Annotated in this window: 20 protein-coding genes; 19 read left to right on the top strand and 1 reads right to left on the bottom strand. The window is 49.7% G+C overall.

The genetic code is table 11. The features are described 5' to 3' along the window. Window positions 1-18: 18 nt before the first annotated feature. From flgE to flgJ, 6 genes are all read left to right on the top strand, one after another. Window positions 19-1,338, top strand: a complete 1,320-nt coding sequence (gene flgE / locus FH974_RS11730; RefSeq protein ID WP_047883861.1) for a flagellar hook protein FlgE — start codon at window positions 19-21, stop codon at window positions 1,336-1,338. Between the two features lie 235 nt (window positions 1,339-1,573). Next, window positions 1,574-2,326, top strand: coding sequence for a flagellar basal-body rod protein FlgF (gene flgF / locus FH974_RS11725; RefSeq protein ID WP_047883860.1), 753 nt, complete (start codon window positions 1,574-1,576; stop codon window positions 2,324-2,326). Window positions 2,327-2,345: 19 nt separating this feature from the next. Continuing rightward, window positions 2,346-3,134, top strand: a complete 789-nt coding sequence (gene flgG, locus FH974_RS11720) for a flagellar basal-body rod protein FlgG (protein ID WP_047883859.1) — start codon at window positions 2,346-2,348, stop codon at window positions 3,132-3,134. Between the two features lie 27 nt (window positions 3,135-3,161). Continuing rightward, window positions 3,162-3,923 carry a flagellar basal body L-ring protein FlgH gene (locus tag FH974_RS11715; protein WP_207103292.1) on the top strand — a complete coding sequence of 254 codons (762 nt, stop codon included), beginning with the start codon at window positions 3,162-3,164 and terminating at the stop codon, window positions 3,921-3,923. A 4-nt stretch (window positions 3,924-3,927) separates the two neighbouring features. Further along, window positions 3,928-5,046 carry a flagellar basal body P-ring protein FlgI gene (locus FH974_RS11710; RefSeq protein ID WP_047883857.1) on the top strand — a complete coding sequence of 373 codons (1,119 nt, stop codon included), beginning with the start codon at window positions 3,928-3,930 and terminating at the stop codon, window positions 5,044-5,046. Between the two features lie 29 nt (window positions 5,047-5,075). Then, window positions 5,076-6,161, top strand: coding sequence for a flagellar assembly peptidoglycan hydrolase FlgJ (gene flgJ, locus FH974_RS11705; protein WP_047883856.1), 1,086 nt, complete (start codon window positions 5,076-5,078; stop codon window positions 6,159-6,161). A gap of 262 nt (window positions 6,162-6,423) precedes the next feature. Here the strand turns inward: flgJ and FH974_RS11700 are convergent, their stop codons facing one another. After that, entirely contained in the window at window positions 6,424-6,606 is a 183-nt protein-coding gene (locus tag FH974_RS11700; RefSeq protein ID WP_047883855.1) for a hypothetical protein, read from the bottom strand. A gap of 666 nt (window positions 6,607-7,272) precedes the next feature. On the opposite strand from FH974_RS11700, the gene flgK reads away from it, so the two are divergent. The 13 genes from flgK (at window position 7,273) to fliG (ending at window position 22,157) form a co-directional block, all read left to right on the top strand. Next, window positions 7,273-9,228, top strand: a complete 1,956-nt coding sequence (flgK, locus tag FH974_RS11695; RefSeq protein WP_047883854.1) for a flagellar hook-associated protein FlgK — start codon at window positions 7,273-7,275, stop codon at window positions 9,226-9,228. Window positions 9,229-9,243: 15 nt separating this feature from the next. Beyond that, window positions 9,244-10,470: a flagellar hook-associated protein FlgL gene (flgL, locus tag FH974_RS11690; RefSeq protein WP_207103291.1), complete on the top strand. Its 1,227-nt coding sequence runs from the start codon at window positions 9,244-9,246 to the stop codon at window positions 10,468-10,470. Window positions 10,471-10,742: 272 nt separating this feature from the next. Continuing rightward, the gene (locus tag FH974_RS11685) at window positions 10,743-11,918 is read left to right on the top strand and encodes a flagellin (RefSeq protein ID WP_047883852.1); all 1,176 of its coding nucleotides are present in this window, start codon (window positions 10,743-10,745) and stop codon (window positions 11,916-11,918) included. Window positions 11,919-11,991: 73 nt separating this feature from the next. Next, window positions 11,992-12,429, top strand: a complete 438-nt coding sequence (locus FH974_RS11680) for a flagellar protein FlaG (RefSeq protein ID WP_053061724.1) — start codon at window positions 11,992-11,994, stop codon at window positions 12,427-12,429. A gap of 12 nt (window positions 12,430-12,441) precedes the next feature. After that, on the top strand, window positions 12,442-13,839 hold the full coding sequence (gene fliD / locus FH974_RS11675) for a flagellar filament capping protein FliD (RefSeq protein WP_047883851.1): 1,398 nt from the start codon (window positions 12,442-12,444) through the stop codon (window positions 13,837-13,839). Window positions 13,840-13,867: 28 nt separating this feature from the next. Further along, entirely contained in the window at window positions 13,868-14,161 is a 294-nt protein-coding gene (locus FH974_RS11670; protein WP_047883850.1) for a hypothetical protein, read from the top strand. Between the two features lie 14 nt (window positions 14,162-14,175). After that, window positions 14,176-14,589, top strand: a complete 414-nt coding sequence (fliS, locus tag FH974_RS11665) for a flagellar export chaperone FliS (protein WP_047883849.1) — start codon at window positions 14,176-14,178, stop codon at window positions 14,587-14,589. A gap of 247 nt (window positions 14,590-14,836) precedes the next feature. After that, on the top strand, window positions 14,837-16,294 hold the full coding sequence (locus tag FH974_RS11660) for a sigma-54 dependent transcriptional regulator (RefSeq protein WP_047883848.1): 1,458 nt from the start codon (window positions 14,837-14,839) through the stop codon (window positions 16,292-16,294). Window positions 16,295-16,492: 198 nt separating this feature from the next. Then, the gene (locus FH974_RS11655) at window positions 16,493-17,557 is read left to right on the top strand and encodes a sensor histidine kinase (RefSeq protein WP_047883847.1); all 1,065 of its coding nucleotides are present in this window, start codon (window positions 16,493-16,495) and stop codon (window positions 17,555-17,557) included. Continuing rightward, window positions 17,554-18,957 (top strand): sigma-54-dependent transcriptional regulator, encoded by a 1,404-nt coding sequence (locus FH974_RS11650; protein ID WP_047883846.1) that lies wholly within the window; start codon window positions 17,554-17,556, stop codon window positions 18,955-18,957. The genes FH974_RS11655 and FH974_RS11650 overlap by 4 nt, the downstream gene beginning before the upstream one ends. Before the next feature lie 91 nt (window positions 18,958-19,048). Then, window positions 19,049-19,360, top strand: coding sequence for a flagellar hook-basal body complex protein FliE (gene fliE / locus FH974_RS11645; RefSeq protein ID WP_047883845.1), 312 nt, complete (start codon window positions 19,049-19,051; stop codon window positions 19,358-19,360). Window positions 19,361-19,375: 15 nt separating this feature from the next. Further along, window positions 19,376-21,124, top strand: a complete 1,749-nt coding sequence (gene fliF / locus FH974_RS11640; RefSeq protein WP_047883844.1) for a flagellar basal-body MS-ring/collar protein FliF — start codon at window positions 19,376-19,378, stop codon at window positions 21,122-21,124. Beyond that, window positions 21,117-22,157 carry a flagellar motor switch protein FliG gene (gene fliG / locus FH974_RS11635; RefSeq protein WP_207103290.1) on the top strand — a complete coding sequence of 347 codons (1,041 nt, stop codon included), beginning with the start codon at window positions 21,117-21,119 and terminating at the stop codon, window positions 22,155-22,157. The genes fliF and fliG overlap by 8 nt, the downstream gene beginning before the upstream one ends. Window positions 22,158-22,161: the final 4 nt, after the last annotated feature.

Below are 22,161 nucleotides of genomic sequence, written 5' to 3'. Positions count from 1 at the left end.
GCAAGAGGAATTATAACAATGAGCATGAATATTGCGTTGAGCGGCCTGAGTGCAGCCCAGAAAGATCTGAACACAACCAGTAACAACATTGCTAACGCCAACACCTACGGCTTTAAAGAGTCCCGTGCCGAGTTTGCCGATGTTTACTCCAACTCTATTTTCTCGAACAGCAAAACCACAACAGGCGGCGGGGTGCAAACATCTACCGTTGCTCAGCAGTTCCATGAAGGTTCAAGTATCTACACGAATAACCCGCTGGATTTACGCGTATCGGGCACCGGATTTTTTGCGGTAGCGGCCAATAAAAATGAGCCGAATGTGAACAGCCTGACACGTAACGGTGCATTCCACCTCAACAGCGACAACGAAATTGTCAATGCAGAAAACAATTTCCTGCTGGGTTATGAAGTTAACAATGACACCAAATCGGTGGCCTCGTATGAGCCTAAGCCGATGAAAATCAGTGATACGTTCGGTCAGCCGCAGAAATCGAACAACATGAATATTTCGCTGAACCTGCCGAACAAAGAAACGCAGCCGGTGAACTCTCCCTTTGATCCACAGAATCCGGACTCATTCAACAAATCGACGTCATCTACCGTGTATGACTCTTTGGGTAAACCGTACAAACTGTCCACTTACTATGTGGCCGAAAGCCCGACTGCGGCAAACTCCTGGCAGGTGTACTACACGGTGACGGATGCAGCAGGAACTGAAAGTCCATTGAATATTGACCCGACAAATTTACCAGCGAATGAAGTCGTGAATAATGGTACTGGCCATGTGGGTCATCGCATGACTTTCGACACCTCCGGTAAAATGACCTCAACGGACAAGTTCCGGACGGTCAGCTTCCAGGCAGCAGGTGTCAACGTAGGCGGTGCTGATGGGACACAAACGCTGTCGATGAATTACGAAGACACCACCCAATATGCGGCACCTTTTGAAATCCGCCGTTTCCAGGATAAAGACGGCGCGACTACGGGCTACCTGTCCAATGTTGATATCGACCCGGATGGCAATATTCTGGCTTCTTACTCGAACGGTAAAGATCTGGTGGTCGGGCGTGTAGCAATGGCACGAGTGCCAAATGAGCAGGGACTGGCGCAGCAAGGTGGCACGATGTGGAAAGTCAGTCAGGAGTCCGGCGAAGTGATCTGGGGGGATGCGGCTCAGGGTTCCTTTGGTGCCATTAAAAACGGTACGCTGGAACAGTCGAATATCGATATGACTCAGGAGCTGGTGGATTTGATTTCAGCGCAGCGTAACTTCCAGGCCAGCTCCCGTGCACTGGATGTGAACAACCAGCTGCAGCAGAACATTCTGCAGATTCGATAGTCCAAACGGTTTACCCGAGGGGTTATCATAACGCGATAACGTTCTTCCGCCGCCGGCAACCTGTCGGCGGCAATTTTTTTCCTCAAGCTTCTCGTCCGGGTGCCAATTTATCGGCAGTGGCTGAATTCTGCGTCTGAAATGCCGACTCCATCTGCGCTATGTCCATATAAAACAATAATTTGCATCTGTGGTATGGAAATTGCTTTGATTCTGCCATCGACTGAAGGGAGATGTTATGGATCGTGCACTTTTCCTGGCCATGAGTGGTGCCAAACAAGATATGTACGGGATGCAGCTGCATGCCAATAACTTGGCGAATGTGAGTACCACTGGTTTTCGCGCCGACCTCGAGCAGGCTCGTATGATGCAGGCTTATGGTGAAGGCTTACCGACCCGGGTATTTACTATGACGGAACGTCCCGGTAATGATTTTTCCCAAGGCAGTGTGAAGTCTACCGGCCGGGAGTTAGATGTGGCGATTGAAGGAGAAGGCTGGCTGGCGGTACAGGACAGCACCGGCAAAGAAGCCTATACCCGAGCAGGTCACCTGAAAATTGATGAGGCTGGCATGCTGCAAAACAGCAACGGCCAGTTAATTCTGGGTGAAGGGGATACCCCGATTCAGATTCCGCTGCCGATCAACAAAATCGAGGTTAAGAAGAACGGCATGATTCATGTTTTGCCGCAAGGCGCGCCGCCTGAAGCCATGATCCAGATTGATCGCATCAAGTTGGTGAAGCCGGATAACAAAAGCCTTTTCAAAGATGTCGATGGCCTCTTTAAATTCAGTGCCCCCAACCCTATCGGGTTGGAGCCGGATGCAACCGTCACGTTGCTGAGCGGCTTCCTGGAAGGGAGCAATGTGAATGCCGTGGGTGAAATGACCAGTATGATCGATTTGCAGCGACATTTCGAAATGCAGGTCAAGTTGATGAAAACCGCTGAGGAAATGGACAAAGCCTCCGCATCATTAATGCGTATTGGATAAGAAACAGGGGTAAAACAGCATGCATCCAGCTCTATGGGTTAGTAAGACGGGTCTCGACGCGCAGCAAACCAATATCTCAACCATTTCCAATAACCTGGCCAACGCCTCAACGGTGGGATTTAAAAAGAGTCGTCCGGTATTTGAAGATCTGTTCTACCAGAATATCAACCAGCCAGGCGGTCAGGTCACACAGAACACCACTTTGCCATCCGGCCTGATGTTGGGTGCGGGTTCTAAAGTGGTGGCAACCCAGAAAGTCTTTACGCAGGGGAATACCCAGACCACTGACAACGCACTGGATCTGATGGTGGAAGGCGATGGTTTCTTCCAGGTAATGATGCCTGACGGCAATATCGGCTATACCCGAAATGGCCAGTTCACGGTCAACGAGCAAGGCCAGATTGTGACCTCCGGCTCGGGCTATGTCCTGGAGCCTGAACTGGTTGTGCCGGATAACGCCGTGGCGATTACAGTGGGGACCGACGGTGAAGTGTCTGCTCGTATCCGTGATCAACAGGAAAACCAGCCAATTGGCCAGATCAACCTGACCAACTTCATCAATCCGGGAGGCTTGGAGCCTATTGGTCAGAACCTGTTTTTGCCAACGGGGGCCAGTGGTGATCCGCAGGACGGTATCCCAGGGCTTGATGGTTTCGGCAGCATTCGTCAGTCCATGCTGGAAACATCAAACGTAAACGTCACCGAAGAGTTGGTGAATATGATTGAAGCCCAGCGTGTCTACGAGATGAACTCGAAAGTGATCTCGACAGTGGATCAGATGTTGAGTTACGTGAACCAGCAACTTTAATCTAAATCAAAGGCGGCAGGATAAACAATGAAATACGGGGTATGGATTCTGATCCTGTTGCTGACGGGGTGTGTGTCTAAACCGGATATCGGTTCTGATCTGGAAACCGCCGTCAGCGATGTGGATGCGGTGGAAGGCAGTACGGAGCCGAGCAAAGGCATTATTGATCTGGTGCGGACGCGGGAAGATGCGGTTCAGGGCGATCCGGCATGGTCTGCTGTTCGGCCACCTAATCAGCCTGAGCATTACACAACAGCAACGGGTTCGCTGTTCAATACGGCTTCTCAGGATCTTTACAATGACACCCGCCCTCGCGGTCTGGGGGATATTGTCACTGTTATGTTGCAGGAAAAGACCCAGGCGAAAAAAAGCGCCAGTTCAGATCTGGGCAAATCCACTGACATGAAACTCGATCCTATTGAGTTGGGCGGACGACCTGCCACCATTGCTGATTACAACCTGTCTTATCTGCTCAGTAACGACAACAAATTTTCAGGTTCGGCTTCGGCGGATCAGAGTAACAGTTTTTCCGGTTCACTTTCGGTTGAGGTGATTGAAGTGCTGCCAAATGGCAACCTGATAGTGCGCGGGGAAAAATGGCTGACTCTGAACAGCGGGGATGAATACATCCGGGTGAGTGGCACGATCCGACCGGATGATATTGATACCAATAATTCCATTCCGTCCACCCGGATTTCTAATGCCCGTATTCAGTATTCGGCGACCGGTGATCGCCAGGATACGCAAACGCCAAGCTGGTTCGCCCGATTCTTTAACGCAGCGATGTAAGGTTATGAAAAGACTGATTACTACCCTGATGACTTCCCTGGTTCTGGCGGCATCTATGACCATGATGGCCGGTGTGGCGAATGCCGCCCGGATTAAGGATGTCTCATCCGTTGCGGGAGTGCGGGATAACCAGCTGGTCGGGTATGGCCTGGTGGTCGGTCTTCCGGGCACCGGTGAGTCGTCTTCTGCGACGTATACTGAGCAAAGCTTTCTGGCCATGCTGAACAACTTCGGCATTAATCTGCCGGCTGATGCGCGTTTTCGTACCAAAAACGTTGCTGCGGTGGCGGTACATGCCACATTGCCGCCGTTTACCAAGCAAGGGCAGTCTATTGATATCACTGTATCCTCTATTGGCTCAGCCAAAAGCCTGCGCGGTGGTACCTTGCTACAGACCTTCCTGAAAGGCCTGGATGGCAAAGTTTATGCAGTGGCGCAGGGCAGCTTGGTTGTCGGGGGTTTTACCGCAGACGGTGCCGATGGCTCGAGCATCATGAGTAACACGCCAACGGTGGGGACGGTTCCCTCGGGCGCGATTGTTGAGCAGGAAGTCCCAAATCCGTTCGGACGCGGCGATTACCTGACATTCAACCTGTTTGAACCTGATTTTACGACGGCGCAAAGTATGGTTGAGGCTGTAAATGATTTCCTCGGCCCTGGCGTCGCGTCTGCTGTAGATGCCGCGTCCGTTCGGGTACGTGCTCCGCGTGATGTCAGCCAGCGCGTGGCATTTCTAGCGGCAATTGAAAACATCGAATTTAAACCTGCCGATGCCGGGGCGAAAATCATCGTTAACTCCCGGACAGGGACCATTGTGATTGGTCAACATGTTCGTCTGAAACCAGCCGCCATTACCCATGGCGGTATGACGGTTTCAATCAAAGAAAACTATGCGGTCAGCCAGCCGAATGCATTCGGCGGTGGGCAGACAGCCGTCGTGCCCAATAGCGAAATTCAGGTCAAAGAAGAAGATTCACGTATGTTCCTGTTCGAGCCTGGCGCAACGCTGGAAGATCTGGTTCGGGCGGTCAATCAGGTTGGGGCTGCCCCATCAGACTTAATGGCAATTTTGCAGGCGCTGAAACAGGCGGGTGCGATTGAAGGCCAGTTGATTATTATTTAAAGCTTTTTATTTAGTGTCTTGAGGACAAGATGAAAAATAATCAATTTGACACGGGATTTGTGCTGGATATGGCGGGCCTGGAACGGCTGCGTGCCGGTGTCAAAACCGGTAAAGACGGCGAATCTCAGGGTCTTCGTGCCGCGGCTGAGCAGTTTGAGGCCATTTTTACTCAAATGATGTTCAAATCCATGCGAGAAGCTAACTCGGCGTTTGAGTCTGACTTGATGAGCAGCCGAAATACCAAGTTTTTCGAGCAAATGCATGACGAGCAGATGGCGAGTGAGCTTAGCCGGACGAACTCCCTGGGGTTGGCTGATCTGATTGTGGAACAACTTGGGGCACACCTGAGCGGTGAAGAGGCTGCGTCTCATGAGGCTCAAACTATATTGAGCCCCAGTGATACCGAGAAGCTTCTGCATCCTGAACAGCCTGATCGCAGTGTGCACAATGAGGCTGACAGTCGCCAAACACCGGATACCGTCAAAACCTCATTGCTGGTCGAGACGAATCAGTTGCCGGTAACTGATAGCAATATGCCTGTCAGCGAGCGTGACAACGTGTTGCCGCCATATCGTGCCGTCTCCCAACCTGTTGATGTATCTGCCACTTCTGAGATGCCAGCCTTACCACCGAGAAAGCCGACCTCGTTTACTTCGCCCGATGAGTTTGTTCAGGCGATGAAACCTTATGCGATGCGAGCCGGGCGTGTGCTCGGGGTTGATCCTGGGGTCTTGATTGCGCAAGCCGCGCTGGAAACCGGCTGGGGGAAAAAGGTACTGCGCAATGCCGCCGGCGACAGCTATAACTTGTTTAATATTAAAGCGGACTCACGCTGGGGCGGGAAGAAGCTGACGACGCAAACACTTGAGTTCCATCAGGGCATCCCTGTTCAGGAGCGGGCATCTTTTCGGTCATATAACTCTTACCAGGACAGTTTCAGCGATTATGTGCGTTTTTTGCAGGATAACCCACGCTATGAAACGGCACTGAACTATCGCACTCAGCCAGAACGTTTTGTCAGAGAAATTCACAAAGCCGGTTATGCGACGGACCCTGAATACAGTAAGAAGGTGCTCAGAGTGCTCGATCAGGTCAATGAGATGATGGAAAAGTAAGGGCGGAATGGAAAAATAAGGGCGGAAAAAGTATGGCCAAAGCGCGGAAACTGTTGTTACTGAGAAATGAGTGACAGAGCCATGAACAGCAAAAGCCAGATGTAGAAACCAGATGTTTACCTTGTTAGTTACAGCGAACAGGTAATCAGTTCTGGCTGGCTGCAAATAAAATCAGAGAAAGTGGTAGTATCGTAAACGGTTGGGTTTTTATTTACTTTAACTAAAAGCATGTCAGATAAAGGCATTCTTAGACAAACGCCTTTCAGACAAAAATATCGACAATGGTCGAAACAATTTTCAGCGTATCCTCACTCTCAGAAAGTGCCTGATGAATTTCATTCTGCTGAACTTTCTCAGCCTTACCTTCATTAATGTTGTCCATGATAAACGGACCCACGATTTCTTTGAGCGCATAGCCCAGTAACGTTGCAATCCCGATATTCATTCTGTTCCTTATTACTTTTCCTAGCTGACTCTGTTTTTACCAAAAAATCATTATAGTGCTCGAAAAGATAAAAACTACCTTTAGTCTTTTTGATGTTTTCGCAAAGCGTACAAATCATAGGAAACTCAGATAACCTTATGATTTATAGTGGCTTTACTGCGTGTTTTCATCTTACTTTCCCTCTAGCACCTACAAACATACCTAAAGGAAGCTATACATAGAGATCAATTTAGATGCTTTGGGTGTCGAGCATGACGATATGACCTGTTGGTTTAATACAACAATTAAATCAAGTCATAGAGCGTCACCCATTTCTAATGCAGCTATCGTGCCAAATCAAAAAATTGCTTTGGTTATTTTGGCTGATTGAACATTTTAATTTCAAATTGGGCATGTTGAGCGGTGCTGAAATTCCGTTAGGGTTGCGTATCCGTGAGCGGGGAGATGTATCAGCTACACCCGATGCGAATACTTTAGCCCCCTCAGCCCTCAGCCCTCAGCCCTCAGCAAGAATGCAATTATCACGTAAGCAAATGATTAAATGACTAGGGAGTGGCAATCGCGATCAGTCTCGTTTGAGTTGGCGTGATTTTTGCTAATTCTCTGATGTTCGGCCTGAACGCTTTCGTAAGCAGGCTGGCGAAATGGTAGAAACCAGGAGAAATTATGGCTTTGGATTTATTGCAGATTGGCGTATCGGGATTGAGGAGTTCGCAGAAACAACTCAATGTCACAGGTCACAACATCAATAATGTCAATACACCTGGATATAGCCGCCAGCTCGCCGAGCAGAAAGCCAATGATGCCGTATGGCTGGGAGGGGATTATTACGGTTCTGGCTCATACATTGATAATGTCAGCCGGGCCTACGATCGCTTTGCCGCCCGAGAGCTGACGCTGACCACGACACAGCTGCATGCCAGCAATGAAAAAGCCAGCCAGCTTGCCATTATGGACGATTACATTTCCCGTAATGCCAGTAAAACGGTCAGTAACATGAACGATTACTACGATGCCGTTAAAAGCCTGGCGGATCACCCGAATGATATGGGCTCCCGTAAAGCCGTGATTGAAAATGCCGGTCTGGTGGCTAGCACTCTCAACAGTGCCCATGGCAATCTGACGGATATGCACCGTGAAGTCAGCGATCAAGTGGCAGCTTCTGTCAGTCGGGTAAATACCCTGGGGCAAGAACTTGCCGCCCTGAATGCCAGAGTGCTGGAAAGTCAGGGGGGCGAAAAAAATGATTTGTACGATCAGCAACAGCAGTTGATCAACGAGCTTGCTGAATACACCAATGTGACGGTGCTCTCTGATAAAGAGAACCCGGCGCAGACCATTATGATTGGGCAAGGCTACACGCTGGTATCCGGCGTTGAACCGTCCAAGCTTACAATTGTTCCCGGAGAGCCGGATCCAAGTCAAAGTCAGGTTGCGCTGGAGCATGGTAACTCACTGAAACCCCTCAAGGCTGAATCGATGGGGGGCAAAATCGGCGCTCTGATCGAATACCGTAGCGACGTCATTGAAAAAGGCATGAATGAAGTAGGGCGAATGGCGATCGGTTTTGCCAGTGAGATCAATACCATGCAACGTCAGGGTCTAGACCTGGAAGGTCAGCCGGGACAAAACCTGTTTACAGACGTGAACAGCTTGTCTGCACAACAACAGCGAGTGATTACCGAGGTGGGCAGTACGGCTGACATCAAAGTAGCAATTGATGATGTAAAACAGCTCAAAGCCGATGAATATCGCCTGGAAACTGAGGCTGATCCCGCTACCGGTGCATTAACCTACTCGTTGTTCAACAGTGCAGATGAATTGGTCACCCAAGCGGCTGGTTCAGGTGTTGCTGGCCAGCAAATTGCCGTTGATGGCATGGTCATTGAAATTGGTACGCCCCCGGTTGAGGGTGAAAGCGTGCAGATTCGCCCAGTGCGTCAGGGAGCCGGTGAAATAAGCTTGAATACCAACGACCCGAAAGCGATTGCTGCACAACGTGTCGTGACAGAAACTGAAACGAATACCGGCAACGCTCATCTTGAAGCGCTGCCTGGCGCAACAGCAACCGGCCGTTATCAAGTGCAGCTCTCCGCTGCTGGAGACAGTGTCTCGGTGACCGATGCAAACGGTAATGCGCTCACTTTGACTGACTCACTTGGCAATAGCGGCACCGCGCTGGCTTACCCGCTGCAAGATGGTCTGTTTCAGCTAACGGATCCGAGCGGCAGCGCCACGCTGCGGCTGACCCGAAGCGGACAAGCCAATGACAGTTTTGTCGTTGAGCTGGGCGCAAAACCTGCGGAAGGGGATAACTCCAATCTAATGGCTATGCAGTCTCTGCAGACGGAAAAAAGCATGAACGGGGGCCGTTCCTCAATCATCGACCTGTTTGAAGGCTTGTCGACCGATGTTGGTATTCAGAAACAAAACGCCGAAAAAATGACTCAGATAAATCAGATGGACTTCGATGCCGCAACCGAACGGGTGCAGAGCCTGTCCGGGGTCAACCTGGATGAAGAAGCCGCCAACCTGATGAAATTCCAGCAGGCGTACATGGCATCCTCTCGTATCATGAGTGTGGCCAAAGAAACCTTTGATACCTTGATGCGTGCCATCTGATTTTTGGGGTGATTTATGATTAGCCGAGTATCCACGTTTACCCAGTATCAAAACCTGACATCCAGCCTGATGCGTAAGCAGAGTATGATCAATGAAACCAATGAGCAGCTTGCGACCGGTAAACGAATGCAGACCGCCGGTGATGACCCGGTTGCCTCTGTCTCGACGCAAAACTACAAGCAGCAGCTCGTTCAAATTGATCAATACCAGAAGTCGATCACCCTTGCCGGAAACCGCCTTGGTTCGCTGGAAACCGCCTTGAGCGGCGCTGAGAATTACATTGACAGCACCAAACAAAAAGTTATCGGGATGATCAATGGGGCGATGGCTGGGGATGATAAAACGGCATTTAAGTCTGAGTTGGAAAGCCTTTACCAGGGATTGATCGATCTGGCTAACAGTCAGGATGAAGGGGGCAATTATATTTTCGCCGGTAATCAGGTGAATCAAATGCCTTTTGTCGCGGATGCTCAGGGTAATGTTCAGTACCTTGGTGATACCGGTCATCGTCAGGCCCGTGTTGACCAGTCGGTTTTTGTAAACACCAGTCAGCCAGGGCAAAAGGTCTTCATGGCTGTGGAAAACCCATTCGGAGACTTTAGGCCTGAATATCAAGGGCTCCAGCCGGAATCTGGATTGACGCTATTGTCGGCGACCAATCAGGATCCGAATGATACGACGCAGTATCGTGTGGCGTTTGTTGAAAATGCTGCAGGAGAGATGCAATACGAACTTTACGATGATTCGAGTAACACCCTTCTCGGCAGTGGGGCTTACGATGCGACAGCTGGTATCCAATACAGCGATCCGGCACCAGGTAGTCAGATTTCGCTGAACTTTCAGTTTGATGGGGATATCAAACCCAATGACTCCGTTACCTTAGAGCCTGAAAAAACCATTAGTTTGTTTGATTCCATCAAGAACGCGATTGATTATGCTGAAATGCCTGCATCATCGTCAGAAGCAAGGGCGAGCTTGCAAAGAACTATTGAAGAGTTAAACGCTGGATATGTGCATATGAACCAGCGGCGTTCAGATGTAGGGGTCGGTTTGAAGCAACTCGACACCTTCGAAGAGCAACATAAAGATTTCGAATTAACGCTGAGTGCGGCCAAAGGCAATCTCGAAGACACTGATTACAGTGAAGCCATTATTGAGATGAACCAGAACCTACTCGCAATGCAGGCGGCACAGGCAGCTTTTAACAAGACAAAAGAGCTGACGCTGTTCAATTATCTGTAATGCAGATGTGATTATATCCCCTTAAAAAAAGCGGCAATGATTAGCCGCTTTTTTATTGCGTAACGTATTGATAGCAACCTAACTTGCTGTATTAAAAAGTAATCATGAGTGACTTGATTGTTGTGCATTAAGCGAGTTTTAGAAAACCGGAAAAAAAATTAAAAAATCCCTAAAGGTTTATTTTTCCATGCCGTTATAGAAGGTACTTAAACAAACTGATTCTCAAAACCCCCGCTACCAAAGCTGGGTTGCAAATAAACAGGGAGCAAATTATGGCTGTTACTATTAATACCAACGTGGCTGCAATGAATGCCCAGCGTAACCTTGGCGCAGCGAACAACAACGTAAGCAGCAGCATGGAGCGTCTGTCTACTGGTCTTCGTATCAACAGCGCCAAAGACGATGCGGCGGGTATGCAAATTTCTAACCGTCTGACCAGTCAGAGCAACGGCTTGAACGTAGCAATGCGTAATGCTAACGACGGTATCTCGATTGCGCAAACCGCAGAAGGTGCGATGCAGGAATCAACCAACATCATGCAGCGTATGCGTGACCTGTCATTGCAGTCTGCCAACGGCTCAAACTCTGATGATGACCGTGCTGCGATTCAAAAAGAAATTGACCAGCTAACCACAGAAATGAACCGTATTTCAGAAACCACGACTTTTGGTGGTCAGAAACTGCTGGATGGGTCATTCGGTACCCAGCAGTTCCAAGTAGGTGCAGCTGCGAATGAAACCATCAGTATGTCGCTGGGGGATATTTCTGCAGATAAGCTTGGGCGTGTTGGGGCTGACACGGCTACCGATGGCAGTATTAAGTCTGAAGGTGTTGATAATATCCTTGGTAAGGGTATAAAGCTGAGTGGTGCAACATTTGACAAAGAGATCGATTTAAGTGGTACCACTGATGCGGCTGGAGCTGTTGATGCGATTAACTCTGCTGTGAGTGGTACTGGTTTGGTTGCTTCGCTTGAAGATAATGGGGACATTACTCTGTCTGGTGTTGCCGATAATAAATATGCAGGTGAAACCATTACAATAACAAACAAAGATGGCAGCACTATCATGGATAATCAGGCAACCCCGGCCGATGCGACAACATCAATCATACTTGGGGCTGAAGATTCAAAATCACTACTATTAAGTGATTTAGATGTGACAACAGCTGCTGGAGCCCAAAATGCAGTTTATGCACTGGATGCCGGTATCAAATCATTAGACGAACAACGTGCCGATTTGGGTGCGGTGCAGAACCGTTTCAATCATACTCTGAATAACTTGTCAAACATCAATGAAAACGTCAATGCGTCTAACAGCCGTATTAAAGACGTCGATTTTGCGAAAGAAACCACTAACCTGACCAAGAACCAAATCTTGCAGCAAGCAAGTACCTCGATTCTGGCTCAGGCGAAGCAGAACCCACAGGCGGCACTGAGCCTGCTGTAATTCGTACTTAAGTTGTTCTTGGCCCGGCGTATGCCGGGCCTTTTGAGTATTTGAACGTGTATGGGTGAACAGTATGGAAATCAGCCCAGACAAAACCAGTACATTAGTAGCAAATCTGTTTTCGGCTCGCCAGGGTGACAAGCCAGCAACTGCCTCACCTGACGGCAATGTATTGCCCTTTCAAGGTGTCAACAGCACACCAAATGCAGCATCTAACCTTGTATCGACCAACGCCCCCCAGCTTATACCATCAGTTGAAGGGCCAACGTCTTCAGAAAAAGCGCAACCTAAGTACCCAACGGAAGAGCAACAAAGGCTACTGGAAAACCTCATGGGTCGCATGAATCGCTCATTACGCTTTGAGTTGGATGAAGAGAGCGGTGAGCAAGTTGTTTTTATCATTGATAAGCAAAGTGGTGATGTCGTTCGACAAATTCCGGCACAAGACTTGCTTGAATTAAACAGCAACCTGGCAAAGTACGCACCACGCTCACTCAGCCAGCAGGTGTAAAGAGAGGAACTTATGGGATTATCTGTTGGTGGTTTAGGATCAGGGTTAGACGTTGCTGGTATGACGCAGCAGCTGGTGGCAGCCGAACGAACGCCTAAGCAAACGCGAATAACAGATCAAATGAGTAAAGTAGACAGTAGCCTGAGTGCTTATGGCTTGGTAAAGTCTTCGGCCAGTAGTCTACAAGAGTTACTTGAAAAGTTTAAAGAAGATGAAGCTTTTATCAGTAAGAAAGCTTCATCTTCCGATAAAGAGTTTATTTCTGTAACGGCGGACAGTAATACCCAGAATGGCTCTTATTCTGTTGAGGTCAAACAGCTGGCAAAAAGCCATAAAATTGTCAGTAATTCCAGCTTTGATGCCGATCCGGCTGCTGATTTAGGTAGTGGTGAGATGGTCATTTCCGTCGGAGACAAATCAATGACCATCAATATCAGTTCGGATAAAAACAGTCTAAAAGACGTTGTTGCTGCAATTAATAATTCGAAAGATAATCCCGGTATCACTGCGACTACCATTACCGATGACGGTGGTTCAAAAATTCTGTTTTCATCGACGAAAACCGGTGCTGAAAATCAGATAAAAATCGATGCATCAGGCATGACTGGTGATTTGGCGAATTTGACCTATGATCCCGCCTCTCCTGGCGGAAATATGGCAGAAATGCAGGCTGCGCAGGATGCTCAAATTATCATTGATGGTTTTTCTGCTGTAACCAGCTCTACCAACAAATTTGAAAATGCCATTGATGGCTTAACGTTGGATATCAAGAAGCTGACGGGAACTTATGGTACAGGTACTGACACCGATGATATTGAAACCAAAAGTATCAATATCACGATTGAAAACGATAAAACTCAACCCAAAGACGCGTTGACGAAGTTTGTTGAGCAATACAATAGCCTGTTTGAGATGATTGAATCGCAGTCAAGCTATAGTGTTGAAGAGGGCAGTGGCGGACCGTTGGTCGGCGACAGTGTCTCCAAATCTCTTATTAGCCAGCTGAGAAACCTGATAAATGAACCTGTAACCGTGGATGGCCAGAAATACCGGATGGCAGACTTCGGTGTAACGACTGATAGGTACGGTAAATTAGAACTGGATGAAGAAATTTTAGGTGACATGCTGGATGATAAATTTTTAGATTTTGGTGCTTTTTTTACCAGTGATGGCGGCTTTTTAGATAAGGCTGATGAAGTCCTGGATGGTTTTGTTGGCCGGGATGGCAGTATTACCAGTAAAGAAGACAGCCTGAAAGAGCAGCAAAAGCGTCTGGAAGACGATATGTCTCAGCTTGATGCCCGTATGAAAGACTTTGAAGATCGCACATACAAACAACTGTCAGCCATGGATGCCGCGATTGCCCAAATGACCCAGGAGCTGGCAACCATGCAGAGCTTGTTGCTCTAGAACGTGTTGCTCTCAGTAAGGTAAGACCATGAAAGAACTACATCAGCTTGAGCATCGTATTAAAGCGATGGTTGTAATGGAAGAATACCCGGAAGAATTTCCGGAGCAGCTACAGACGTTGGTGGCTGCTCGTCATGAGATGGTGAAAACTATCCTTGCAGATGAAAAAACGCTGACCCGTCAAAAATTTGATGAGGTACAGCAGCGTACTCGGGAAATTAAGCATCTGCTGGAGCAAAACCGTTCCCGTATTAAAGAGAAGCTGTTGATTGCCAAAAAAGGCAAAAAATCAGTGTCGATTTATCAAATGTATCAAAAATAAATTAGGAAATTATCATGCGTGGTTCCCTTCAGGCCTACAAGCAAGTATCGGTAAACTCTCAGCTAGCCAGTGCTTCACCACATCGCATCGTACAGATGTTGATGGCCGGAGCCATTGAACGCCTGGTTCAGGGTAAAGCGGCAATGGAGCAGGGGAATATGGCGGCCAAAGGTGAGCGCCTGAATAAAGCCCTGGAAATCATCAGCAGTCTGCGTGAAACACTTTCAATGTCTGATGGTGGTGACGTTGCTGTTAATTTGGATCGCCTCTACGATTTCATGATGCGTCATATCCTTGACGCAAATCTGAACAACGATCCGGAGAAAATTGCGGAAGTAATTTCACTGCTCAGTGAAATTAAATCAGCCTGGGATCAAATCCCGGCAGAGTACCATTATGCCACTGAACAGGCCGAAAACGCCGGTTAATGTATGGCTAACCTCGCCGTGTGACAAATATTCCTATTGTTGCACGGCAAAAGCCCCTTCATTTGTACTGGTCTCTCACTTTGAGGGAAGTCAGTTGCCTTCTACTGTACATTGATTACAATGGTTGCCAATTTACCTGGCAACCATCTTATTTTTATAAACGAAAATTCGCGATTAACGTTGTAGGATTTTATCCGTTTGGCAGGGTGCCACGATTAGATAATTACAGACAGGCAATATCTTTCCTATGCAAGGTTTAGCAAAAACCCTCGTTATTGATGATGATCAGCAGTATCGCCACGATTTTAGTGTCATATTGAACTTTCTCGGTGAACAACATGTCACTTTATCCTCTGAAGAGATCGATAATTCTGTGTGGGGAAATGCTTGGGGTGCCTGTTTACTGGGTAATATCAAAGCCGATAAAGCGGTCAGCAGAATCCTGGACTTCCTTCGCATCAATAATCATATCCCGGTCATTGCTTTGTCTGGTCACGAACAGGCGTTAGCGGGGCTGCCAAATTATGTCGGAAACCTTGAGCTACCACTTAACTACAGTCAGTTGACCAATGCATTCCGTCACTGCCAGGAATTTCTAGGCAAACGTGCGTTTCAGGCGCCTCAGTTGGGACGAAAGAACACCTTATTTCGCTCAATGGTGGGTCGCAGTGAAGCGATCAGTGAGATCCGCCATCTTATTGAACAGGTTTCGACGACGGAAGCCAGTGTTCTGATACTAGGGGAATCCGGCACCGGAAAAGAAGTAGTGGCACGAAACATTCATTATCATTCCAACCGTGGTAAAGGCCCGTTTGTTCCGGTTAACTGTGGGGCTATCCCGCCGGATCTGTTGGAAAGTGAACTGTTTGGCCATGAGAAAGGGGCATTTACCGGTGCGATTTCTGCCCGTAAAGGTCGCTTTGAACTGGCTGAAGGCGGCACTCTGTTCCTGGACGAGATTGGCGATATGCCAATGTCCATGCAGGTGAAACTACTTCGGGTCCTTCAGGAACGTTGTTTTGAGCGCGTCGGTGGCACGGAAACCATCAAAGCCAATGTGCGAATTGTCGCAGCGACACACCGCAACCTGGAAGAGATGATCAGCGACAATACTTTCCGTGAAGATCTTTACTATCGCCTGAACGTCTTCCCAATTGAAATGCCCGCCCTGCGCGGTCGTATTGAAGACATCCCGCTGCTGCTTCAGGAACTTTTGGCTCGAATGGAAGCTGAAGGGGCGAAGCCGGTTTACTTTACCCCGCGTGCGATTACCTCGCTGATGGATCACGACTGGCCGGGTAACATTCGTGAACTGGCGAATCTGGTTGAACGCCTGATCATTCTTTATCCGGGCGAGATGGTTGACGTTAACCACCTGCCGATGAAGTACCGCTATTGTGATTTGCCGGAGTTCCAGCCGGAAGAAAACTTCCTGTCGCTTGAAGATCAGGAGCGTGCGGCACTGGCTGACATGTTTGCGACAGACAGCCGCGAACCGGAAGAGACCCTAAGCCTGAGCGGGCTGCCACCTGAAGGTTTGAATCTGAAGGAAATGCTGGCAGAGCTGGAAGTTGATATGATTCGTCAGGCGCTGGAAGCGCAAAGCGGCGTCGTGGCGCGAGCGGCGGATATGCTGGGAATGCGTCGTACGACTCTGGTTGAAAAAATGCGTAAATACGGTCTAAACAAAGAAGAAATTCGCTAAGACAATGTATTGAGTGAGCGGATAGCAGAAGTTCGCGACAATAAGCAGTGCCTATTTAAAAACAGCGGTGTCAAAATACTGACATCGCTGTTTTTGTTTCTGGTCATTATAACATACTGAATCTTATTGTTTTTTATTGGCACGAAAAATGCTAAAGAAAACACCTACTAATAAAAAGTCAGTATGGCCAGGGATTTGATGGACAACAAAGACGCCTCGCTCGACACGATGTCGCAGCAGGTCGCCCGATACCAACAAGCACTTGATGTCATGCCTTCAGGCGTGATTTTCCTCGATTCAGCCGGCAAAGTCAGCGAAGCGAATCCCGAAGCCTGCCGCCTTCTGGGTGAACCGCTGGTGGGCGTGAAATGGGTTGAGGTCATTCAGCGTGCCTTTGCGCCCCGAGAAGACGACGGTCATGAAGTGTCACTACGAAACGGTCGCCGTGTCAGACTGGCTATTTCTGCCACAGCGAGCGGGCAGTTGATTTTTATTACTGATATGACGGAAACCCGACTACTCCAGTCGCGAATCAGTGAAATGCAGCGACTGTCGTCACTGGGAAAAATGGTTGCTTCCTTAGCTCATCAGGTGCGTACCCCTTTGTCCAGTGCCATGTTGTATGCCTCTAATTTGGGGGCTCCGAATCTGGCTCCAGCTACCCGAGATCGCTTTCAGGCCAAACTGGTCGACCGCCTCCATGATCTTGAAAAACAAGTCAATGATATGTTGCTGTTCGCCAAAGGTGGCGACAACAAAGTGATCGAACGGTTTACCGTGGAAGCACTGTTGAACGAACTGGAAACGATGGTTGAAGCGTTGGTAATGCAAAAACAGGTGGATTTCAGCATTGACTGTGATGATGAATCACATGTTTTGGTCGGTAATGTGAACGCGCTGGCGAATGCCCTTAGCAACCTGATTATCAATGCGGTCCAAATGGCGGGTAAAGGCTGCCGTGTTGCGGTGCATGTACTACAACAAGATGATCGAATTCATATTGCCGTGCTGGATAATGGCCCGGGGATCTCCGCCGAGCTGCAGCAAAAAATCCTGGAGCCATTCTTTACGACCCGCAAACAGGGCACCGGATTGGGTCTGGCTGTGGTCCAGATGGTCGTCAATGCTCACAAGGGAACGATGAGGGTGTCTTCTGAACCAGGTAATGGTGCCTGTTTTACCCTTTCTTTGCCTGTCCCTGATGCTGCGTCATCTTCTTACGCGCATCAACCCGATACGTCAGAAACAGGAGTTATGTTATGAATCAGAGCCGTGTCTTAGTCGTTGAAGATGATGAGGGACTGCGCGAGGCCCTGGTCGATACACTTGCTCTGGCAGGTTACCAATGGCTGGAAGCAGAGAGTGCCGAGCAGGCATTGCTACTGCTGAAATCGGAGCCGGTTGATATCGTCGTGTCGGATGTTCAAATGGCAGGCATGGACGGGCTCAGCCTGCTGCGTAGTATCAAGCAGCACTGGCCGAAATTGCCGGTGTTGCTGATGACGGCATACGCCAATATTGAAGATGCCGTGTCAGCTATGAAGGACGGTGCCATCGACTACATGGCCAAGCCTTTTGCCCCGGAAGTGCTGCTTAACATGATTGGCCGTTATGCACCGGTTAAGACGGAATCTACCTCCGCGGTAGTGGCAGACGAAAAATCCCGTAAGCTGCTGGCGTTGGCGGAAAGAGTAGCCAAAACGGATGCCAGCGTGCTTATCCTTGGCCCAAGCGGTTCGGGCAAAGAAGTCATGTCCCGCTATATTCACGATCATTCGGCACGTAGTGATGGCCCATTTGTCGCTATCAACTGCGCGGCAATACCGGACAACATGCTGGAAGCCACGCTGTTTGGCTACGAGAAAGGGGCGTTTACCGGTGCTGTCCAGGCTTGTCCGGGTAAATTTGAGCAGGCGCAGGGCGGGACGATTTTGCTGGATGAAATCAGCGAGATGGACCTGAATCTTCAGGTCAAACTGCTGCGCGTGCTGCAGGAAAGAGAAGTAGAACGTCTGGGCAGCCGTAAAAGTATCAAGCTGGATGTACGAGTTCTGGCGACCAGCAACCGTGACCTGAAGCAGTATGTCACGGACGGGCATTTTCGCGAGGACTTATATTACCGGCTCAATGTGTTTCCGCTGGCGTGGCCGGCGCTGGCTGATCGTCCGGGCGATATCGAGCCATTGGCTCAGTTTCTACTGGATCGCCACTGCAAAAAGCAGGGGCTGGCCTTGCCGGAGATTGCGGGTGATGCCCTGGCTAAACTGCGACGCTACAGCTGGCCGGGAAATGTCCGGGAGCTGGATAATGTCGTCCAGCGTGCGCTGATTCTGTGTCAGGGGCAGTACATTACCGCAGCTGATATTCTGCTGGAAGGGCTGGACTGGCTGGATGCCTGTGACTTGCAATCGACCATTGAGCAGGCAGTGATTCCGGATGTGATGCCTGTTCAGGAAAAGTGCAGTGCGGTTTTCTCGACAGCGGTGCCTGCTGATGGCCTAGGAAATGAGCTGCGGGAGCAGGAGTTTTCGATTATTCTAGAAACCATTCGTGCCTGCGATGGCAGCCGGAAAGATGTCGCAGAAAGACTGGGGATCAGCCCACGAACCCTTCGCTATAAGTTGGCAAAAATGCGTGATGCTGGAATCGATATCCCAGTTTAACCGGCGTAATGATGCTGTTGTTTTGCCATTACCATTATTTATTTAGAATGTTGATTTCAATAAGAATTAGACTGATTTGTAAGGAGAGAAGATGAAAGTAAACGGACTTCAGGCGGAACTCCAGGCAATGAAACTGGAGGCCAGCAATGCCAACAAGCCTGCCTCAGCACAGCAAGTCAGTGAAGATTTCGGCGCGTTGCTGGGCAATGCCATTAAAAACGTCAACGGTCTGCAGTCGCAGTCCAGCGAGCTGGCGACGCGATTTGATCAGGGAGACCGCAGTGTTTCTCTGTCTGACGTTATGATTGCCCGCAACAAATCCAGTGTGGCCTTTGAAGCAACCGTGCAGGTGCGGAACAAAATGGTTGAGGCCTACAAAGAATTAATGAACATGCCGGTATAAATCAGGAATTATTGAGTGTCGGATTCGTCTTCAAACAATGAGCTAGCTGTGGCTGGGCAGGCATCTACACCGGCGTTGTCGAATGATAGCCTGGATATGCAGAACCCGGATGCGGAAGAAAAGAGTGTTTCGCGTGTAGACAGCATGCTGGGCAACCTAGATCTTCTGCGTCAGGTGATTCTGGTCTTGTCAGTGGCGATCTGCGTGGCCTTGATTGTGCTGGTTATCTCCTGGCTGAAAGAGCCGGAGATGCGTCCGTTAGGCACGTTTGAAACGGCTGAGCTGATACCTATTCTCGATCATTTTGATCAGAAAAAAATTGTTTACACCCTGGAAGGCAACACCATCCGGGTGCCTGCCGATAATTATTCCTCGATTAAGCTGGAGATGACCCGGGCCGGGCTCAATCAGACGACCGCAGAAGGCGATGATATCCTGCTGAAAGACATGGGTTTCGGCGTGTCGCAACGGCTTGAGCAGGAGCGTCTTAAGCTAAGTCGTGAGCGCCAGCTGGCCCGTGCCATCGAACAAATCCGTCAGGTCCGCAAAGCGCAGGTGTTGTTGGCGATGCCAAAACAGAGCGTATTTGTGCGTCATAACCAGGAAGCATCAGCCACTGTCTTTCTGACGCTGGGCAGCGGTGCAACGCTGGGCCAGCAGGAAGTGGATTCAATTGTCGACATGGTGTCCACGGCGGTGCCGGGGCTCAAACCGACCCGTGTTACCGTGACTGATCAGCACGGTCGTTTGCTCAGTTCAGGAACCGAAGACCCGGCGGCGACCGCCCGGCGCAAAGAGTATGAGCTGGAACGCAAGCAGGAGCAGGCCCTGCGGGATAAAATCGATGCCATCCTGATCCCTGTACTGGGACTGGGGAAATATACGTCCCAGGTGGATGTATCGATGGATTTCAGCGCGGTGGAAGAAACCCGCAAGCAGTACGACCCGGCGACCTCGGCGACCCGCAGTGAATACACGCTGGAAGATTACAACAACGGTAGCATGGTGGCCGGTATTCCCGGCGCGCTGAGCAACCAGCCGCCTGCAGACAGCTCGATTCCGGAAGATGTCGCCAAACTGCAGTCGGGTAAAAATGCAAACAATGGCTCGGTACACCGCGAAGCCACCCGTAACTATGAACTGGATACCACTATTCGCCATAAGCGGGCGCAATCCGGCAGTATTCAGCGTCAGACGGTTTCTGTTGCTATTGATTATAAATCTGTACTGGATCCGGAAAGTGGTGAAATGACCCGGATACCGCTCAGTGAAGCCGAGCTGGCGAAAATCAGCCGCCTGCTGAAAGGTGGGGTGGGCTTTTCGGAGGCCCGCGGTGACATGCTGGAAGTGATTTCTGTGCCGTTTGCCGAGCCGGAAGACATTCAGGTTTCCGATCTGCCAATTTGGGAGCATCCGAACTTCAGTACCTGGGTTCGCTGGCTGGCTGCCGCACTGGTGATTGCTGTTGTCATGTTGGTCATGGTGCGTCCGGCGATGCGCAAGCTGCTGTATCCGAATCAGGCCGCAGACGGTACGCCACTTGATGAAAATGGCATGCCACTGATGGGCGGTGACAATGATCGGATTGACCTTATCGGTAGTGAATTGGATGGCGGTGACGTGCTGGAGCTGAGCAGCAGCACGCTCGACCTGCCGAACCTGCACAAAGATGAGGATCTGCTGAAAGCGGTGCGGGCACTGGTTGCTAACGAGCCGGATCTGGCGGCACAAGTTGTGAAAAATTGGGTGAATGAAGATGGCTAATGAAGTCTCTACCACTGAAGACAAAAAGTTTGACGTCAACAGTCTGTCTGGGACTGAAAAAGCGGCTATTTTGCTGTTGAGCCTGAATGAACAGGATGCCGCCAGCATTATTCGCCATTTGCAGCCTAAACAGGTACAGCGGGTGGGTGGTGCCATGGCGTCAATGGCTGATCTGAGCCAGGACAAGGTGTCCGCCGTACATCGCCATTTTCTCGAAGATATTCAGAAATACACCAGCATCGGCATGGGCAGTGAAGACTTTGTTCGCAATACGCTGATTGCCGCGCTGGGTGAAGACAAGGCCAATAATCTGGTGGATCAAATCCTGATGGGCAGCGGCTCGAAAGGGCTCGATTCCCTGAAATGGATGGATCCCCGTCAGGTGGCCAGCATCATTCACAATGAGCACCCGCAGATCCAGACCATTGTGCTGTCTTACCTTGAGCCGGAACAATCGGCCGAGATTCTGGCACAGTTCCCTGAACGGGTTCGTTTAGATCTGATGATGCGTATTGCTAACCTAGAAGAAGTCCAGCCGGCGGCACTGCATGAACTGAATGATATCATGGAGAAACAGTTTGCCGGTCAGGCCGGCGCTCAGGCGGCGAAAATTGGCGGCCTGAAGGCGGCGGCAGAAATCATGAACTACCTCGACAACAATGTTGAAGGTCTGCTCATGGATCAGATCCGCGAGAACGATGAAGAGATGGCGACACAGATTGAAGATTTGATGTTCGTCTTTGATAACCTGGCGGAAGTGGATGATCGTGGTATCCAGACTCTTTTGCGTGATGTGCCGCAAGATCTGCTGCAGAAAGCCCTGAAAGGAGCGGATGACCTGTTGCGTGAAAAAATCCTGCGTAACATGTCCAAGCGTGCGGCTGAAATGCTGCAGGACGATCTGGAAGCCATGGGACCAATTCGGGTCTCTGATGTGGAAGCTGCTCAGAAAGAGATTCTGTCAATTGCCCGTCGTCTGTCTGATGCCGGTGAACTCATGCTGACTGGCAGTGGTCAGGACGATTTCCTCTGATCCT

The sequence above is a fragment of the Photobacterium ganghwense genome (genome assembly GCF_017329545.1).
In the GTDB taxonomy this organism is placed as follows: Bacteria; Pseudomonadota; Gammaproteobacteria; order Enterobacterales; family Vibrionaceae; genus Photobacterium; species Photobacterium ganghwense.
The sequence above is the reverse complement of the archived record's forward strand: the minus strand, read 5'-3'. Positions and strand labels throughout refer to the sequence as shown.

What these genes read in the sequence shown, in the direction of transcription:
- flgE (WP_047883861.1), top strand. Translation starts at nt 19, where the DNA reads ATGAGCATGAATATTGCGTTGAGCGGCCTGAGTGCAGCCCAGAAAGAT.
- flgF (WP_047883860.1), top strand. Translation starts at nt 1,574, where the DNA reads ATGGATCGTGCACTTTTCCTGGCCATGAGTGGTGCCAAACAAGATATG.
- flgG (WP_047883859.1), top strand. Translation starts at nt 2,346, where the DNA reads ATGCATCCAGCTCTATGGGTTAGTAAGACGGGTCTCGACGCGCAGCAA.
- FH974_RS11715 (WP_207103292.1), top strand. Translation starts at nt 3,162, where the DNA reads ATGAAATACGGGGTATGGATTCTGATCCTGTTGCTGACGGGGTGTGTG.
- FH974_RS11710 (WP_047883857.1), top strand. Translation starts at nt 3,928, where the DNA reads ATGAAAAGACTGATTACTACCCTGATGACTTCCCTGGTTCTGGCGGCA.
- flgJ (WP_047883856.1), top strand. Translation starts at nt 5,076, where the DNA reads ATGAAAAATAATCAATTTGACACGGGATTTGTGCTGGATATGGCGGGC.
- FH974_RS11700 (WP_047883855.1), bottom strand. Translation starts at nt 6,606, where the DNA reads ATGAATATCGGGATTGCAACGTTACTGGGCTATGCGCTCAAAGAAATC.
- flgK (WP_047883854.1), top strand. Translation starts at nt 7,273, where the DNA reads ATGGCTTTGGATTTATTGCAGATTGGCGTATCGGGATTGAGGAGTTCG.
- flgL (WP_207103291.1), top strand. Translation starts at nt 9,244, where the DNA reads ATGATTAGCCGAGTATCCACGTTTACCCAGTATCAAAACCTGACATCC.
- FH974_RS11685 (WP_047883852.1), top strand. Translation starts at nt 10,743, where the DNA reads ATGGCTGTTACTATTAATACCAACGTGGCTGCAATGAATGCCCAGCGT.
- FH974_RS11680 (WP_053061724.1), top strand. Translation starts at nt 11,992, where the DNA reads ATGGAAATCAGCCCAGACAAAACCAGTACATTAGTAGCAAATCTGTTT.
- fliD (WP_047883851.1), top strand. Translation starts at nt 12,442, where the DNA reads ATGGGATTATCTGTTGGTGGTTTAGGATCAGGGTTAGACGTTGCTGGT.
- FH974_RS11670 (WP_047883850.1), top strand. Translation starts at nt 13,868, where the DNA reads ATGAAAGAACTACATCAGCTTGAGCATCGTATTAAAGCGATGGTTGTA.
- fliS (WP_047883849.1), top strand. Translation starts at nt 14,176, where the DNA reads ATGCGTGGTTCCCTTCAGGCCTACAAGCAAGTATCGGTAAACTCTCAG.
- FH974_RS11660 (WP_047883848.1), top strand. Translation starts at nt 14,837, where the DNA reads ATGCAAGGTTTAGCAAAAACCCTCGTTATTGATGATGATCAGCAGTAT.
- FH974_RS11655 (WP_047883847.1), top strand. Translation starts at nt 16,493, where the DNA reads ATGGACAACAAAGACGCCTCGCTCGACACGATGTCGCAGCAGGTCGCC.
- FH974_RS11650 (WP_047883846.1), top strand. Translation starts at nt 17,554, where the DNA reads ATGAATCAGAGCCGTGTCTTAGTCGTTGAAGATGATGAGGGACTGCGC.
- fliE (WP_047883845.1), top strand. Translation starts at nt 19,049, where the DNA reads ATGAAAGTAAACGGACTTCAGGCGGAACTCCAGGCAATGAAACTGGAG.
- fliG (WP_207103290.1), top strand. Translation starts at nt 21,117, where the DNA reads ATGGCTAATGAAGTCTCTACCACTGAAGACAAAAAGTTTGACGTCAAC.